Annotated in this window: 19 protein-coding genes; 11 read left to right on the forward strand and 8 right to left on the reverse strand. The window is 70.3% G+C overall.

Going from position 1 to position 16046, the window contains the following annotated elements:
- Nucleotides 1–34: 34 nt before the first annotated feature.
- The 5 genes from C8250_RS26350 to C8250_RS26370 are packed head-to-tail and all read left to right on the forward strand — an operon-like array spanning nucleotide 35 to nucleotide 5777.
- Nucleotides 35–1600, forward strand: a complete 1566-nt coding sequence (locus C8250_RS26350; RefSeq protein ID WP_244809846.1) for an ABC transporter ATP-binding protein — start codon at nucleotides 35–37, stop codon at nucleotides 1598–1600.
- Nucleotides 1597–2706 carry an ABC transporter permease gene (locus C8250_RS26355; protein ID WP_138352223.1) on the forward strand — a complete coding sequence of 370 codons (1110 nt, stop codon included), beginning with the start codon at nucleotides 1597–1599 and terminating at the stop codon, nucleotides 2704–2706. Before C8250_RS26350 ends, C8250_RS26355 begins: the two co-directional genes overlap by 4 nt.
- A gap of 47 nt (nucleotides 2707–2753) precedes the next feature.
- Nucleotides 2754–3980, forward strand: coding sequence for an ABC transporter permease (locus C8250_RS43705; RefSeq protein ID WP_244809848.1), 1227 nt, complete (start codon nucleotides 2754–2756; stop codon nucleotides 3978–3980).
- Nucleotides 3977–4486: a cytidine deaminase gene (locus tag C8250_RS43710; RefSeq protein WP_138352222.1), complete on the forward strand. Its 510-nt coding sequence runs from the start codon at nucleotides 3977–3979 to the stop codon at nucleotides 4484–4486. Before C8250_RS43705 ends, C8250_RS43710 begins: the two co-directional genes overlap by 4 nt.
- A 13-nt stretch (nucleotides 4487–4499) precedes the next feature.
- Nucleotides 4500–5777, forward strand: a complete 1278-nt coding sequence (locus C8250_RS26370) for a thymidine phosphorylase (protein WP_138352221.1) — start codon at nucleotides 4500–4502, stop codon at nucleotides 5775–5777.
- Nucleotides 5778–5921: 144 nt separating this feature from the next.
- Here the strand turns inward: C8250_RS26370 and C8250_RS26375 are convergent, their stop codons facing one another.
- Genes C8250_RS26375 through C8250_RS26385 form a run of 3 tightly spaced genes read right to left on the reverse strand, consistent with a single transcriptional unit; the run spans nucleotide 5922 to nucleotide 7264 of the window.
- The gene (locus tag C8250_RS26375; RefSeq protein ID WP_138352282.1) at nucleotides 5922–6140 is read right to left on the reverse strand and encodes a DUF397 domain-containing protein; all 219 of its coding nucleotides are present in this window, start codon (nucleotides 6138–6140) and stop codon (nucleotides 5922–5924) included.
- Nucleotides 6141–6155: 15 nt separating this feature from the next.
- Entirely contained in the window at nucleotides 6156–6374 is a 219-nt protein-coding gene (locus C8250_RS26380; RefSeq protein ID WP_138352220.1) for a DUF397 domain-containing protein, read from the reverse strand.
- 5 nt (nucleotides 6375–6379) lie between these two features.
- Complete coding sequence (locus C8250_RS26385) at nucleotides 6380–7264, reverse strand: helix-turn-helix transcriptional regulator (protein ID WP_138352219.1); 885 nt, start codon at nucleotides 7262–7264, stop codon at nucleotides 6380–6382.
- Between the two features lie 308 nt (nucleotides 7265–7572).
- Here C8250_RS26385 and C8250_RS26390 point away from each other — a divergent pair, with 308 nt between their 5' ends.
- Nucleotides 7573–7968, forward strand: coding sequence for an ATP-binding protein (locus C8250_RS26390; RefSeq protein ID WP_244809364.1), 396 nt, complete (start codon nucleotides 7573–7575; stop codon nucleotides 7966–7968).
- A 106-nt stretch (nucleotides 7969–8074) separates the two neighbouring features.
- The gene (locus C8250_RS26395) at nucleotides 8075–8665 is read left to right on the forward strand and encodes a Uma2 family endonuclease (protein ID WP_138352217.1); all 591 of its coding nucleotides are present in this window, start codon (nucleotides 8075–8077) and stop codon (nucleotides 8663–8665) included.
- A 79-nt stretch (nucleotides 8666–8744) separates the two neighbouring features.
- Here the strand turns inward: C8250_RS26395 and C8250_RS26400 are convergent, their stop codons facing one another.
- Nucleotides 8745–10088: an MFS transporter gene (locus C8250_RS26400; RefSeq protein ID WP_138352216.1), complete on the reverse strand. Its 1344-nt coding sequence runs from the start codon at nucleotides 10086–10088 to the stop codon at nucleotides 8745–8747.
- 92 nt (nucleotides 10089–10180) lie between these two features.
- Between C8250_RS26400 and C8250_RS26405 the strand changes: the two genes are divergently transcribed.
- Nucleotides 10181–11167, forward strand: a complete 987-nt coding sequence (locus C8250_RS26405; protein ID WP_138352215.1) for a LysR family transcriptional regulator — start codon at nucleotides 10181–10183, stop codon at nucleotides 11165–11167.
- Nucleotides 11168–11188: 21 nt separating this feature from the next.
- Here the strand turns inward: C8250_RS26405 and C8250_RS26410 are convergent, their stop codons facing one another.
- Nucleotides 11189–11965 (reverse strand): alpha/beta hydrolase, encoded by a 777-nt coding sequence (locus C8250_RS26410; protein ID WP_138352214.1) that lies wholly within the window; start codon nucleotides 11963–11965, stop codon nucleotides 11189–11191.
- Between the two features lie 100 nt (nucleotides 11966–12065).
- Between C8250_RS26410 and C8250_RS26415 the strand changes: the two genes are divergently transcribed.
- From C8250_RS26415 to C8250_RS26425, 3 genes are all read left to right on the forward strand, one after another.
- Nucleotides 12066–13232: an adenosine deaminase gene (locus C8250_RS26415; RefSeq protein ID WP_138352213.1), complete on the forward strand. Its 1167-nt coding sequence runs from the start codon at nucleotides 12066–12068 to the stop codon at nucleotides 13230–13232.
- Nucleotides 13233–13336: 104 nt separating this feature from the next.
- Nucleotides 13337–13699 carry an ATP-binding protein gene (locus C8250_RS26420; protein ID WP_138352212.1) on the forward strand — a complete coding sequence of 121 codons (363 nt, stop codon included), beginning with the start codon at nucleotides 13337–13339 and terminating at the stop codon, nucleotides 13697–13699.
- A 140-nt stretch (nucleotides 13700–13839) separates the two neighbouring features.
- On the forward strand, nucleotides 13840–14562 hold the full coding sequence (locus C8250_RS26425) for a hypothetical protein (protein ID WP_138352211.1): 723 nt from the start codon (nucleotides 13840–13842) through the stop codon (nucleotides 14560–14562).
- On the opposite strand, the gene C8250_RS26430 is transcribed toward C8250_RS26425, so the two are convergent.
- From C8250_RS26430 to C8250_RS26440, 3 genes are all read right to left on the reverse strand, one after another.
- Nucleotides 14546–14746: a PspC domain-containing protein gene (locus C8250_RS26430; protein ID WP_138352210.1), complete on the reverse strand. Its 201-nt coding sequence runs from the start codon at nucleotides 14744–14746 to the stop codon at nucleotides 14546–14548. The two genes, C8250_RS26425 and C8250_RS26430, sit on opposite strands and share 17 nt — an antisense overlap.
- Nucleotides 14747–14837: 91 nt before the next feature.
- On the reverse strand, nucleotides 14838–15371 hold the full coding sequence (locus C8250_RS26435; RefSeq protein WP_307811157.1) for a VanZ family protein: 534 nt from the start codon (nucleotides 15369–15371) through the stop codon (nucleotides 14838–14840).
- 17 nt (nucleotides 15372–15388) lie between these two features.
- A complete protein-coding gene (locus C8250_RS26440; RefSeq protein WP_244809850.1) occupies nucleotides 15389–16045 on the reverse strand; it encodes a hypothetical protein in 657 nt (218 codons plus the stop codon).
- Nucleotide 16046 lies beyond the last annotated feature (1 nt).

The raw sequence follows: 16046 nt of genomic DNA on the forward strand, positions 1-16046 counted from the left end.
ATCGCTCCGCTCTGCCCCGCGAGGAGAGTGCGTCATCAACGCGTCCAGCAGTCCCCCCGCCGTCGAACTCCGCGGCATCACCAAACGCTTCCCCGGCGTCGTCGCCAACCGCGACATCGACATCACCGTGCTCCGTGGCACCGTCCACGCCCTGGTCGGCGAGAACGGCGCGGGCAAGTCGACCCTCATGAAGATCCTTTACGGGATGCAGCGCCCCGACGAGGGGACCATCACCCTCGACGGCGAGAAGGCGGACCTGCACACCCCGGCCGACGCCATCCGGCTCGGCATCGGGATGGTGCACCAGCACTTCATGCTGGCCGACAACCTCACCGTGTTGGAGAACATCGTTCTCGGGGCCGAGCAGTTGCACGGCATCGGCGGCAAGGCCCGCGCCAAGATCAAGGAGCTCTCCGACGCCTACGGCCTCGGCGTCCGCCCCGACCTCCTCGTCGAGGACCTCGGGGTGGCCGACCGGCAGCGCGTGGAGATCCTCAAGGTCCTCTACCGCGGCGCCCGCACCCTGATCCTGGACGAGCCGACCGCGGTCCTCGTGCCGCAGGAGGTCGAGGCGCTCTTCGCCAACCTCCGCGAGCTCAAGTCCGAGGGCCTGACGATCATCTTCATCTCGCACAAGCTGGGCGAGGTGCTCTCGGTCGCCGACGCGATCACGGTCATCCGCCGCGGTACGACGGTCGGCGACGCCGACCCGAAGTCGGTCACCGTCAAGCAGCTCGCCGAACTCATGGTCGGCAGTGAACTGCCGTCGCCGGAGACCCGCGAGTCCACGGTGACCAGCGAGGTCCTGCTGGACGTCAAGGGGCTGAAGCTGGCCGCCGTCGACGCCGAGGGCATCGAGCGCACCGTGCTCGGCGACGTCAGCCTGACGATCCACAAGGGCGAAGTGCTCGGCATCGCCGGGGTCGAGGGCAACGGCCAGGCCGAACTGGTCGAGGCCATCATGGGGATGCGGACCCCCGACGCCGGGGTGATCACCCTGGACGGCGCCGACATCTCCACCGCCCCCACCCGCAAGCGGCGCGAGGACGGCATCGGGTACATCCCCGAGGACCGCCACCGGCACGGCCTGCTCCTCGAAGGCACGCTGTGGGAGAACCGCATCCTCGGCCACGTCACCGAGAAGCCCAACAGCCGCGGCGCGCTGCTGGACCTGACCGCGGCCCGCCGCGACACCGAACGGATCGTCAAGGAGTACGACGTCCGTACGCCCGGCATCGAGGTCACCGCGGCGTCCCTCTCCGGCGGCAACCAGCAGAAGCTGATCGTCGGCCGCGAGATGAGCCACCTGCCCAAGCTGCTGATCGCCGCGCACCCGACCCGCGGTGTGGACGTCGGCGCGCAGGCGCAGATCTGGGACCAGATCCGGCAGGCCCGCCGCGAGGGCCTCGCCGTGCTGCTGATCTCCGCCGACCTGGACGAACTGATCGGCCTGTCCGACACCCTGCGGGTGATGTACCGCGGCCACCTGGTCGCGGACGCCGACCCCGCCACGATCACTCCTGAGGAGCTGGGTTCCGCCATGACCGGCGCCGCTTCCGGCCACCTCGAGCACACGGACGCCGAAGGAGAGGACCGATGAAGAAGTTCGACAAGGATCGGCTGATCCTCGGCCTGGCCGCTCCCGTACTGGCGATCGTCGCCGCCTTCGTCCTCACCGCGCTCGTGCTCCTGGCCACCGGCAAGGAACCGTTCCACGCGTTCAACGTGATGTTCGACAAGGGCCTGACAAGCGACAGCCAGGTCTTCATCCTCAACAAGGCGACGCCGTACTACCTCGCCGGCATCGCGGTGGCCATCGGCTTCCGGATGAACCTGTTCAACATCGGCGTCGACGGCCAGTACCGCCTCGCGGCCTTCTTCGCGGCCGTCGTCGGCGGCGCGGTGAACCTGCCCTCCGTCATCCAGATCCCGCTGATCATCCTCACCGCGATGCTCGTCGGCGCGATGTGGGCGGGCATCGCGGGTGTGCTCAAGGTGACCCGCGGGGTCAGCGAGGTCATCACCACGATCATGCTGAACGCCATCGCCACCGCGGTGATCGGCTACTTCATGATCCCCGGCCGGCTCGCCCAGCTGCACGCGGACACCAACTCGGTCTCCACCAAGGAAATCCCCTCCTCGGGGCACTTCTTCGGGTTCGACATGGGCACGGACGGCACGATCTGGGGCTTCATCGTCATCGCCGTCCTCGTCGGCGTCCTCTACTGGTTCGGCCTCTCCCGCACCCGCTTCGGCTTCGACCTGCGGACGGTCGGCCGCTCGGAGTCCGCGGCCGGCGCCAGCGGGGTCAACGTCAAGCGCATGATCATCACCAGCATGCTGCTCTCGGGCGCCATCGCCGGTCTTGTCGGCATGCCGGTGCTGCTCAACGACGCGCACCAGTTCAGCACCGAGTTCCCGGCCGGTATCGGCTTCACGGGCATCGCCGTGGCGCTGCTCGGCCGGAACCACCCGATCGGTATCGCGCTGGCCGCGCTGCTGTGGGGCTGGTTGGAAATCGCGTCCAGCAAGCTGGAGTTCGAGGACTACGACAAGGAAATCGTCGGCGTCATGCAGGGCATCATCGTGCTCTGCGTCGTCATCGCCTACGAGGTCGTCCGCCGCTACGGCATCAAACGCCAGCAACAGAAGGTCGGCGAAGAACTCGCCGCCCAGGCCCGCACCAAGCAGGAGGCGGCAGCGTGAGCGCCACGGCTACCCCCGGCAAGACCGCCAAGAGCCCCGCGGCGAAGATCCGCGCCAGGCTCACGTTCTCCCGTGTGCTGCTGATCATCGCGGGCGCGCTGATCCTCATCTCCGCCGTACGCGCCATCACCGGCGCCAACGACATGACATCCTCCGGGCAGATCTCCGGCGCCCTGACCATGGCCGTGCCGATCGGCCTCGCCGGCCTCGGCGGCCTGTGGTCGGAGCGGGCCGGCGTGGTCAACATCGGCCTCGAGGGCATGATGATGCTCGGCATGTTCTTCGGGGCGTGGGCGGGCTGGCAGACCAACCCGTGGCTCGCCGTCCTCGCCGGCATCCTCGGTGGCGCGGCCGGCGGCCTGATCCACGCCGTCGTGACCGTTACCTTCGGCGTCGACCACATCGTCTCCGGTGTGGCGATCAACATCCTGGCGCTGGGTACCACCCAGTACCTGGCCAAGATCTGGTTCAGCATGGGCAAGGCCGCGGCCGCGGGTGGCAGCCCCAAGCAGTCGCCGCCGATGGACGACATCAAGTCGTTCACCGTCCCCGGCCTCTCCGACTGGATGCACACCCTCGAAGGCCACCACTGGTTCCTGATCTCGGACATCGCCGGGATCATCGGCGGCCTCGTCACGGACCTGTCGTCGCTCACCATCCTGGCCGCGGCGCTCTTCGTGGCCACGTTCTTCGTCCTGTGGCGGACCGCGTTCGGTCTGCGGCTGCGCTCCTGCGGTGAGAACCCGATCGCCGCCGAGTCGCTGGGCGTCAACGTCTACAAGTACAAGTACCTGGCGGTCATCGCCTCCGGCGGTCTCGCCGGCCTCGGCGGCGCGTTCCTCGCCATCGTCCCCTCGCACATCTACAACGAGGGCCAGACCGGCGGCCGCGGCTACATCGGCCTCGCCGCCATGATCTTCGGTAACTGGCGGCCCGGCGGGCTCGCCATGGGCGCGGGCCTGTTCGGCTACTCCGACAGCCTCCAGCTCCGCAACGGCGGCGAGACCGTGCACGCCCTGCTGCTCGCCCTCGCGGTCGGCCTGGCCGCGCTGGCCGCCTGGCGGCTCTACCAGAAGAAGTACCTGCCGGCCGTGGTGGGCGGCGCCGTCGCCGCGCTGCTGGTCGTCTGGTACTCCCTGACCGACACGGTCCCGGACCAGCTCGTCGGGGCCACGCCGTACATCGTCACCCTGCTGGTGCTCGCGCTCGCCTCGCAGCGACTGCGGATGCCGGCGGCCGACGGCCAGCCGTACCGGAAGGGCCAGGGCAAGTGACGCATCCTCCTGCCGAGGGCTTCGACGAGCCTGCGGGTGCCGGTGCCGGTGCCGGTGCGGGTGCCGGTGCGGGTGCCGAGGCCGGTGCTGGTGCCGAGGCCGGCTCCGGGGCCGTCGACTCCGTCGACTGGGAGGGCTTGCGGAAGCAGGCCCAGGACATCATGTCCCGGGCCTACGCCCCGTACTCGCACTTCCCGGTCGGCGCCGCCGCCCTCGTCGACGACGGCCGTGTCGTCGTCGGCTGCAACGTCGAGAACGCCTCCTACGGAGTCGCGCTCTGCGCCGAATGCGGACTCGTCTCCGCGCTGCACGCCTCCGGCGGCGGCCGGCTGACCGCCTTCACCTGCGTGGACCTGCGCGGCAACCTCCTCATGCCGTGCGGCCGGTGCCGCCAGCTGCTGTGGGAGAACGGCGGCCCCGGCCTCCTCGTCGACACGCCGCGCGGCGTCGTCCCGATGAGCGAAGTCCTGCCGGACGCCTTCGGCTCCGAAGACCTGAACCGCTAAGGAAACCCCTGTCATGGACGTCATTTCCGTCATCCGCACCAAGCGCGACCGCGGCCGCCTCAGCGACGAGCAGATCGACTGGGTCATCGACGCGTACACGCGCGGTGTCGTGGCCGACGAGCAGATGTCCGCGCTCGCCATGGCGATCCTCCTCAACGGCATGGACCGTGCCGAGATCGCCCGCTGGACCGCCGCGATGATCAACTCCGGTGAGCGGATGGACTTCTCCTCCCTCCCGCGCCCCACCTCCGACAAGCACTCCACCGGTGGCGTCGGCGACAAGATCACGCTGCCGCTGGCCCCGCTCGTGGCCGCGTGCGGCGCGGCCGTGCCGCAGCTGTCCGGCCGCGGCCTCGGCCACACCGGCGGCACCCTCGACAAGCTGGAGTCCATCCCGGGCTGGCGCGCGTCGCTGACCAACGCCGAGATGCTCGACGTGCTGCGCGGCACCGGCGCCGTCATCTGCGCCGCGGGCGACGGCCTCGCCCCCGCCGACAAGAAGCTCTACGCGCTGCGCGACGTCACCGGCACCGTCGAGGCGATCCCGCTCATCGCCTCCTCGATCATGTCGAAGAAGATCGCCGAGGGCACGGGGTCGCTCGTGCTCGACGTGAAGGTCGGCACGGGCGCCTTCATGAAGACGATCGAGGACGCGCGCGAGCTGGCGTCGACGATGGTCGGCCTCGGTACGGACCACGGCGTGCGCACGGTCGCGCTGCTGACGGACATGTCCACGCCGCTCGGCCTCACGGCCGGTAACGCGCTGGAGGTGCGGGAGTCTGTCGAGGTGTTGGCGGGAGGTGGGCCTTCCGACGTCGTCGAGCTCACGCTGGCGCTGGCGCGCGAGATGCTCGACGCGGCCGGTCTGCCCGACGCCGATCCGGCGAAGGCCCTCGCGGACGGCTCCGCGATGGACGTCTGGCGCCGCATGATCGCCGCCCAGGGCGGCGACCCCGACGCCACGTTGCCGGTGGCGCGGGAACAGCACGTCGTGCACGCCTCGACGAGCGGCGTCCTCGAAGTCCTCGACGCGTACGCCGTCGGTATCGCGGCGTGGCGCCTCGGCGCCGGGCGCGCGCGCAAGGAGGACGTGGTCCAGCTCGGCGCGGGCGTCGAGCTCCACGCCAAGCCGGGCGACTCCGTCGTGGCGGGCCAGCCCCTCATGACGCTGCACACGGACACGCCGGAGAAGTTCGCGTACGCGCTGGACGCGCTGGACGGTGGGGTGCTGGTGGGGGCGCCGGGCGCGGCGTTCGAGCCCAAGCCGATTGTGCTGGACCGGATCGCGTAACGCTGCGGGTGCGCGGGCGGGCCGGGGGCCGGTGACTCCGGGGGTGGGGTTCGAAATCGACTATTTACGGGCCTGGCGGCCCACAAATAGCTCGGCAGCATTTCGAACCCCACCCCCTCCGCCCCCGTCCCCCTCCGTCCGTACTCAGGCGTCGGGGAACTCGCCGTACCCGACTGCGGCCGCGAATGACCGCCATGCGTCGGCGGTGAAGACCAGGGCGGGCCCGTGCGGGTCCTTGGAGTCGCGGACGGCCATCGAGCCGTCTGCCAGGCGGGCGCCCTCGACGCATGCGCCGCCCTGGTTGTCGCTGTAGCTGGATGTGAACCAGGCAGCGTTGTTGAGGGCGCGGGCGCTGGTGGGCATCGGCATCTCTGCTCCTTAAGCTGCGGGGAACTCGCCGTTTTGGGTCGCGGACGCGAACGACTGCCATGCGTCGGCGGTGAAGACCAGGGCGGGCCCGTGCGGGTCCTTGGAGTCGCGGACGGCCATCGATCCGTCGGCGAGGCGGGCGCCCTCGACGCATGCGCCGCCGTGATCGTTGCTGTAGCTCGACTTGAACCAGTTGGTGTGCTTGAGGACGTCAGCCGTGGTGGTCATCGGTATCAGTGCTCCTTGATCGCTTCTTTGATCATGTTCAAGGACTCCTGCGGTCCCGGAGCGAGGGCCCGGAGTTCGGAGATCGAGTCCCCGTAGCGCTCCACGGCACTATCGCCTCTCTTGACCCAGGCGTCCGTCAGGTTCTCCAGGTAGACCATCGGCTTGAGCGCGAGCTTTTCCGGAAACTGGATGACGAAGAACGATCCGTTCATCCCCGAGTGGGCGCCGACGCGGAAGGGCACAACCTGCACGTTCACATTGTGCCGGGATTCAACTACGTTGATGACGTGGTTGAGTTGATCGCGCATGACGGTCGGGCTGCCGACTTTCCGTAGCAGCACCGCCTCGTCGATGATCGCGGTGAACTTCAGGGGCGAGTCTCCGCGACTGAGGATCGCCTGTCGGGTGGTGCGGACCGACACCACGCGGTCGATGTCCTCGGCTGGGCGTTCCCGGTGGGCGCGTTGGTGGATGGCGCGCACGTACGCCTCGGTCTGCAGCAGGCCGGGGACGAATTGGGACTCGTAGTTCTGGAGCGAGGTTGCAGTGGCCTCAAGGTCCAGGAATGCCTTGATCCCAGGGCCGATGACCGGGCGGTACTCAGGCATCAGCGACCAGTCGCGTTTGGTCTTGGTGACAGCCGCGTAGCCCTGCAGCCGAGCCCGGGTCTCCGGATCAGCTCCGTAGATCTCGCAGAGGGCCATCACATCAGCGGTCTCGACGGACGAATTCTCCCCGGTTTCCAGCCGGGTGAGCTTCGAGGGGCTCCAGATCAGCTTTTTGACCACTTGGGCACCCTTGAGGCCGGCGGCCAGCCGCAGTTGGCGCAGTTCGCTGCCTAACTGGAGGCGGCAGAGAGCGGGCGTTGCCGCCTCCACGTCTGTGATCATCTGCTTCTCCTCCGCGCAGTGTTCCAGTGTGTGGGGGAAGGTTCCGCGCGTGCAAGGAACCTTCTGCGCCACAGCGGGAGATGTCGTCGTGGGGTGTGAAATCCCTGGTGGGACAAGGAAGTTCACGCGAAAAGTTGACGGCAGAATTCCGCTGGAGCGCTATCACCGTAGCGCCGGGAGTGCCACGCTTGCATGCGGTTGCTCACATAGAGCACGCACGACTTCGCCGAGAGTAACGGCCCCGGGACGACGGAGGCACGACGATGCAACAGGTACCGCCCAGGGGCGGAGTTCGCGATGGGGCCTCCGTGGTGACAACGCGGTGGCCGTCCTCACCCCGCTCGGTCGGCCAGGCCCGGCACCTGCTGGAGGAGACGCTCAACGACTGGGGATTGGCAGGCCTCGTCGAACCGGCTGTGCTCGTCATCTCCGAGCTGATGACGAATGCGGTGGTGCACGGACGGGTGCCGGGGCGACGGGTCGAGACGCGGGTCATTCGGCTGGCCGGCGGCGTGCGCATCGAGGTGCATGACGCGAACGGGAAGCGGCCGGAGATGCGGCAGCCGTCCGAGGACGACGAATGGGGGCGCGGCCTCGCGCTGGTGCAGGAGCTCACCCGCGGATGCTGGGGCGTGAACACCCGCCAGGGCGTCGGCAAACTCGTCTGGGCCCAGCTCGCAGCCGGGGGCAGCCACGCCAGATGAGGCCTCTGGCCTGCGGCTTCCCCGTATGGGTGAACGGGATCGGTGGACGTCCACCGGTCCCGTTCTGCATGCTGGGATCGGTGACGTACCGAACGAGGAGCACACCATGAGCGCACTCAACGTCGAGCCGGAGTCGTACAACGGCTACGGCTGGGACGACCTCGTCCGTATCTGGGAAGAGACGGACGTACCCGAGGGCTGCACGGTGGAGATCATCGAGGGGATCGTCACCGTGGCACCACCGCCCGCCAATGACCACAACAACATTGCGGATGATCTGCAACGTGAGCTGTATCGGGTGATCCCCCGAGACTGGGGCATCTTTCAAACGCAGGGGCTCGCAGTGCCGTCGCGCAAGGGCCTCTTCATCCCTGACCTGGCGGTTGTGCCGAAGGCGGCGCTGCAGAGGCCCGGTCATTTCATCGCCGCGAGTGAGGCCCGGCTCATCGCCGAGATCACCTCGCCGAGCAACCCGGGTCATGATCGGATCAGCAAACCCGCCGCCTATGCGTGCGCCGGGGTGCCGCTGTATCTGCTGATCGACTCCTGGGCACCTGGCGGTCCGACCGTCACCCTGTTCAGCGAGCCGGAGGGTGATGTCTACCGGTCTCACCACGCCGTGAAATTCGGCGATCCGATCGAGCTGCCCGCGCCGTTCGGGATCACGCTGGCGACGGGATCGTTCCCCGTCGGCTAGATGCCGGGCTCAGCCGACGCCGGGGCTTGGACGTGAGGGGGACGGGGCTGGAGGTGCAGGGGTCCGAAATGCTGCCGAGCTATTTGTGGGCGGCCACGCCCGTAAATAGTCGATTTCGGACCCCTGCACCGGAAGGCCCGGCCCCCGACCCACCACCGGCCCGAGCAGTAAGCACAGCGCGCCGCGTGGCGTAGAGGGTGATCCCCGCCACCCCAACCAGCGCCGAAAGGCTGAGGGCCACCGTCCCCTCCCACCCCGCCGCGTTGAAAGCGGAAGCGCCCACCGTGCCGCCCACGCTGTTCCCTATGTAGTACGCCGTCAGGTACAGCGCCGACGCCTGCGCCCGACCCGTCGTCGCCGTCCGGCTCACGGAAGACGACGCCACGGCGTGGCCGGTGAAGAAGCCACCGGTGATCAGTACGAGGCCGGCCAGCACCAGAACCAGCGACGTCGACAGAGTCAGCAGCAGGCCGGCCGCCGCCAGACTCACCGCGACGTAGAGCGACCCCCGGCGGCCGACCCGGCCAAGAAGCGCACCGGATCCCGCCGAGGCCGCCGTTCCCACCAGGTACACGAGGAAGATCAGGCCGACCGCGGTCTGCGAGAGCCCGAACGGCTCAGCCATCAGCCGATACCCGAGCACCGTGTAGACCGCGCCGAACACGGCCATGAAGAGCAGGCCGATCGCGTAGAGCCGGCGCAGCAGCGGGTTGCCGAGGTGGCCGGTGATGGTGCGCCACAGGGCGCGCGGGTTCACCGGGCCGGGCTGGAAGTGCCGGGCCTTCGGGATGAGCACGCGGAACGCGGCGGCGCAGGCGAGCGCGACGAGGCCGACGACGAAGAGGGCGGTGCGCCAGCCGAGTGCCTGGGAGACCGCTCCGGAGAACACCCGCGAGCTCATGCCGCCGATGCTGTTGCCCGCCACGTACAGGCCGATCGCGGAGGCCACCGCCTTGGGGTGGATCTCCTCGGCGAGGTACGCCATGGCGGTCGCGGGGAGCCCGGCCAGTGCCACGCCCTGTACGGCACGCAGCACGACGAGCGTGGTGAGGTCCGGGGCGAACGGGATCACGAGGGCCAGGAGAGCCGCGCTGAAGACGGAGGCGGTCATGACCGCCGTACGGCCGTACTTCTCGCTGAGCGCGCTCACCGGCAGCAGCGCGATGGCGAGGGCGGCGGTGGTGGCGGTGACCGTGAGGCTCGCCTGTGCGGGGGTCAGCGCGAGGTCGGCGGAGATCGCGGGGAGCAGTGCCTGCGTGGAGTACAGGAGCGCGAACGTGGCGAGACCGGCGGCGAAGAGCGCGAAGTTGGCGCGGCGGTAGCCGGGGCTGCCGGGGCTGAGCTTGGCGGTGGTGTCGGGGGACGGCGGAGCAGAGGCGCCCGCGCGCAGTGCGGCGGACGCCTCCGTATCGGCGGGAGGCATGCCATGAATCTAGGACCGCCGGTTTTATGCGTCCAATGCACAAACAGTGCAGTATTGATGCTGTGACGCATGAGCAGAGGTCAGCGGGGTCGATGTCATCGCCCCGCAACGGAAAAGACACTTCCGTAACAGGCCGGCCGCCGGTCGCGGCGCCGACCGTCGCGGACCTGGACGGCGAGTCCTGGGCGGCGGTGCTGGCGCCGCGCCTCGCCCAGTTCGCCGCCGTGGCGCGGCACGAGCACGTGACGCGCGCCGCGCAGCAACTCGGGATGCCGCAGTCGACGTTGAGCCGTGCGATGGTCCGGCTGGAGCAGGATCTGGGGGTCGCGCTGTTCGCCCGCCGGGGCCGCAACGTCCAGCTGACCCGCGCGGGTCACACCTTCCTGGCGTCGGCGGAGCGGGCGCTCGGCGAGGTGGAGCGGTCCGCCGAGGCGGTACGGGTGGACGCCGATCCGCACACGGGCAAGGTGGCGTTCGGCTTTCTGCACACGCTCGGGTCCGAGACCGTCCCGTCGCTGTTGCGCGGCTTCCGCGCGGACTATCCGCGCGTGCAGTTCCAGCTGGTGCAGAACTACGCCGAGGCGATGCTGGAGCGGCTGCGCGCCGGCGAGCTGGACCTGTGCCTGACGTCGCCGCCGCCGGACGCGCCGGACCTGGTGGTCCGGCGGCTCGACGAGCAGCGGCTGCGGCTGGTGGTCCCGGCCGACCACCGGCTGGCGAACCGTAAGCGGGTCCGGCTGGACGAGGCCGCGGGTGATCTGTTCGTCGCCCTCGAACCGGGCTACGGGCTGCGGCGGATCACCGACGACCTCTGCGCCGAGGCGGGCTTCGTACCGCGGCTCGCGTTCGAGGGCGAGGAGGCGGAGACGTTGCGCGGGTTGGTGGCGGCGGGGCTGGGCGTGGCTCTGTTGCCGCCGCCGGCGGTGCCGCGGCCGGGGGTGGTCGAGCTGACGGTGTCGGCGCCGCGCGCGGTGCGGTACATCGGGGTGGCGTGGCTGGACGGGCATCCGGACACGGCGCCGGTGGCGGCGTTCAAGAAGTTCCTGCTGTCGCGCCGGGGGCAGCTGCTGCCGCGGTAGGCCGCGGCCCAGGGCCAGGCCCTAGTGATGGAGGGACTGGCCGAAGCCGGAGGCGAGTGGCATTCGCAGGCCCAGCGGTGGTGGTGCCGCCAGTGCGTCCGCGATGGGGCGGGCGAAGGGGCGGTCGAGGAGGGCGCCCAGGGTGAAGTCGGTGGTGAGGGCGAAGATCTCGGCGCGGTGTTGGTGGAGGGTGTGGCCGTCGGTGTGGACCTCGAAGCGGCACACGTCGCGGTTGACCTTCTTGGCGCGTTCCGCGAGGAGGTAGGAGAGTTCGGGATCGGTGGCGAAGTCGTCGGTGCCGTGGGCTATGAGGACCTGGCGGCCGATGAGCTGTTTCACCGGATCGGGTTCCTCGCCGGGCGGCAGCCAAGGGGACAGCGCCACAACGGAGTTGACGGCGGGGTGGCCCGCGGCGTGCAGCGCCGCGCGGGCGCCCATGTCCATGCCGACGAGGCAGACCGGGACGTCGCCGTAGCGGCGGACGATCTCGCCGACGGCCCATGCGGCGTCCTCCGCCGGATGGGCGTTGCCGCCGTTCCAGCCGCGGTAGCGGTAGTGGACGACATGGGCGGCGAGGCCGTCGGCCCGGCCTTCGCGCACCAGATGGCGGGCGAGCGGCCACATGAGGGCGGCGGCCAGCGGGGAGCGGCGGCGGGTGCTGGTGGCGTCACCGCCGGGGAGGACAAGGACGACGGCGCGGACCGTCTCTCCGGTCTCGCGCCGCGGGGCGGGAACGAGTCCCGGCGCGACCGGCCGGCCGAGCCGGGCATCCCGCGCCGTTAATGCTTGCGAAGCCATGGCCCAACGATGGCAGACGGAGGGGTGTGCGCTACATGTCCGTGCGGAAAATAATCCGCCCCGGGAGGTGATCTACGCGCGTAGGCGGTATCGTTCGTGAATGCAGAGCCAGAAAACGAGCACCCCGACCCCGGACCAGATCCGTCGCGCGCCCAAGGTGCTCCTCCATGACCACCTCGACGGCGGGCTGCGTCCCGGCACGATCGTCGATCTCGCCCGCGAATCCGGCTACGCCGGTCTCCCCGAGTCCGATCCGGACAAGCTCGGCACCTGGTTCCGCGAGGCCGCCGACTCCGGCTCCCTGGAGCGGTACCTGGAGACGTTCGCCCACACCTGCGCGGTCATGCAGACCCGCGAGGCGCTGGTGCGGGTCGCCGCCGAGTGTGCCGAGGACCTCGCGGCCGACGGTGTCGTGTACGCGGAGATCCGCTACGCCCCCGAGCAGCACCTCGAAGCCGGACTGACCCTCGAAGAGGTCGTCGAAGCGGTCAACGAGGGCTTCCGTGAGGGCGAGCGCCGGGCCCGTGAGGACGGCAACCGCATCCGCGTCGGCGCGCTGCTGACCGCGATGCGGCACGCGGCCCGCTCGCTGGAGATCGCCGAACTCGCCAACCGCTACCGGGACCACGGCGTCGTCGGCTTCGACATCGCGGGCGCCGAGGCGGGCTTCCCGCCCACCCGGCACCTGGACGCCTTCGAGTACCTCAAGCGGGAGAACAACCACTTCACGATCCACGCCGGTGAGGCCTTCGGGCTGCCGTCGATCTGGCAGGCGCTGCAGTGGTGCGGCGCCGACCGGCTCGGCCACGGGGTGCGCATCATCGACGACATCCAGGTCGCCGAGGACGGTGCGGTCAAGCTGGGCCCGCTCGCCAGCTACGTCCGCGACAAGCGGATCCCGCTGGAGATGTGCCCGTCGTCCAACCTGCAGACGGCGGCGGCCGCCTCGTACGCCGAGCACCCCATCGGGCTGCTGCGCCGGCTGCACTTCCGGGTCACGGTGAACACCGACAACCGGCTGATGAGCGGTACGAGCATGAGCCGTGAGTTCGAGCACCTGGTCGAGGCTTTCGCGTACTCCCTCGATGACCTGCAGTGGTTTACGGTCAATGCGATGAAATCAGCATTCATCCCTTTCGATGAACGTCTCGCGATGATCAATGACGTAATCAAGCCCGGATACGCCGAGCTGAAGGCGGAGTGGCTGTTCCAGCAGGCCGCCGCCACACCGGCGCTGGCCAGCGGTTCTGCCACACCGCAGGGCTGATCGGAAAACCTTCGGGCGTGGCCGTGACCCCCGGGTTACGGCCACGCCCGTACATATTTTCCCCGCTTGCACCCTTCGTGATGTCATGACTACGTTCCGGAGCCATGACGACCCGAACCATGAAGACCCTTGGTGCCGCCGCTCTCGGCGTCGCCTTCGCCGCCGCTGCCGCCGGCTCCGCCTCGGCCGCCGCCCTCCCCGCCGTCGACGCCCTGGGCACGGTCGGCCAGCTCGCCGGCCAGCTGCCCACCGGCCAGGTCACCGACACCCTGCCCGGCCTCAGCACGGCCACCGAGTCCACCAAGACGGTGCTCACCGGAAGCGGCTCCACGCTGCCGGAGGCCCAGAAGGACCCGGTCGGCGGCCTCCTCGGCGGTCTGCCGGTGGCCAAGGGCGTGACGACCAACAGCCTGCCGACCGGCCCGGTGGCCACCAACGCGCTGCCCGGCGGCCTGCTCGGCGGCTGACCCTCCCGCACCACAGCACCGACCCCGCGGTGCCCAGCCGCGGACCGACCAGCGACCGCTACGCGCATCGTGACGCGGCGACGGGCCGTACCCTGCCTTCCCGGCGGGGTACGGCCCGTCGCTCTTGCTACGCTCCGCGCGTGCACATTCCCCAGAGGATCGCCGGGTTCGCGCTGCTCGCGCCCCTGTTGCTGGTCACGGCCTGCAGCGGATCGTCCGGCGGCGACACGGCCGGGGCCTCCACCGGGCCCGGCGCCACCACGCCGGCCGTGCTGCCCGCGCGCACGGCGCTGGAGCGGACGGCGCTCGTGCCGGGGGACGTGCCGGGCTTCACGGTGACGGCGGGCGATGCCGCCGGTGCGGCCGCCGACGCCACGGCGGCCGACAAGCGCGCGTGCCAGCCGCTCGCCGATCTGCTCTCCGGGCGTCCGCCGGCCGGTGCCAAGGAGACCGTCCCGAGGGCGCTCGCCCCGGCCGGCCAGAAGATGCCCGGCGCGGGCGTCACCGTCACGCTCTCCGCCTATGGCAGCGGGGGAGCGCAGAAGGCGGTCGCGGCCCTGCGGACCGCGGTTCACGCGTGCGCGGCCGGCTTCAAGCCGGTCATCGGGGGCGTCACCGGAGTGCCGGTGGCGGTCGCCCCGCGGCCCGCGCTCGAACTGGGCGACGACGATCTGCGGTTCGCGCTCGGCTTCGCGGCGGGCGGCAGCGGCGCACGGCAGGACTTCGTCGTGATCCGTACCGGCTCGACCGTCAGCATCTTCCGCGGCGCGGACGTCACCCTGGCGAAGAGCTACGACGTGCCGCCGGCGGTGGTCACCGCGCAGCTGAAGAAGCTGGGCGCGCCGGTCACCAAGCGGCGGTAGCGGACTTCTCCGCCGGGAGCATCACCCACAGGGCGATGTAGAGCAGGAACTGCGGGCCGGGAAGCAGGCACGACAGCAGGAAGATCACCCGCATCGTCGTGGCGGAGGTGCCGAACCGGTTGGCCAGCGCGGCGCAGACACCGCCGATCATGCGGCCGTTGGTGGGGCGGGCGAGGGCGCTCATCTCGTACTCCTGTCGGAAGGTCGGATGCCGGAGGTTTCCGGTGTTCCGATGTCTCCAACGCTACGAGTACATACCCTGTCGAATCATCGCTCTACGGGGCGATCCCGACCCTGGGAGTCGTCGGGGACGACCCCTGAGACCGGGCCCGGGGTCCGGGCCCGGTGAGGGCACCGAACCCGCGGCGGCGCAGCAGCCGCCGGGCCGCGGGGACGACCGCCAGATACGCCAGGGCGACGCCCGCCGTGTTCAGCAGCAGCGCGTCGATGTCGAAGATCTGGCCCGGCACCACCGTCTGCAGGAACTCCACGGACAGCGACACCATCAGTCCGGCGAAGACCGTGCGGGCGAAGGAGCCGACCCCGGGGGTGCGGATCCGGCCGCCCGTCATCGGCAGCAGGACACCGAGCGGGGCGAGCAGCAGCAGTCCCGCGAGCAGCCGCCGGGCCGCCTCGAACGGGCTCATGGCCAGGTCGGCGTGGATGGTGTCGAGCGGCCGCAGATTGGGCGCCGCCACCCAGGGAACGTAGTGCGGCCGGAGCATCAGCCATCCGACGAAGGACAGATGCACGGCGGTGAGCACCAGGCCCATCGCGCGTGCCTTCAGGATCGGGGCTTCAGGCTGCACGAGGGGAATGACGCCATTCACTTGACGACGGTTCCCGCCGTGTCCGCCGCGTCCGGCCTGGTGCGCAGTGCGGACGTGCAGAGGTAGCGCTTGACGGGGTCCGCGGCATCCGGACCGCCGAGCAGTACGGAGCGGTCCGCGAGGCCGACACCGGGCGCGGCCGTGAAGGTGCACACCAGCTGGGCCAGTGCGAAGGACGGCAGTTCGTCCAGCGACAGGTTCAGCCGCAGCGAGTCCTTCGGATCACCCGGCCTGGGGCCGGTGAGGTTCAGGTTGCCGGGCACCTCGGTGGCGAACCCGGCCTCCGCCTCCCCGGCCGACGGCCGGCGCTTCAGCTGGTCGAGCAGCTCATGGGCGGCGATCAGCCGGCTCGCCGGAGCGGGGCGCGCCCCGGTGACGTCGGAGCTGGTGACGGTCCGGGTGACCTGCGCGGCCAGCGCGCTGCACACCAGGTACACCTTCACGACGGTGGCGCCGGGCGTCTCCGGCGGGACGGTCGCCCGGGGCACGGCGCACGACACCCGGGTGGGCGCGGGTCCCGCGTCCACCGGCACGGTGGTCGTCCGGATGCCGCAGCCGCAGGTGGCGGCGGTGACGAGGGCCGCGAGCAGCGCGGCGGTGCGGAGTGTTCCGGCCCGCGAGGAGCGCAGGCCGTTCCGCAGGAGGGACGTCATG

Origin of the sequence: Streptomyces sp. So13.3 (assembly GCF_005860785.2) — a bacterium.
In the GTDB taxonomy this organism is placed as follows: Bacteria; Actinomycetota; Actinomycetes; order Streptomycetales; family Streptomycetaceae; genus Actinacidiphila; species Actinacidiphila fildesensis.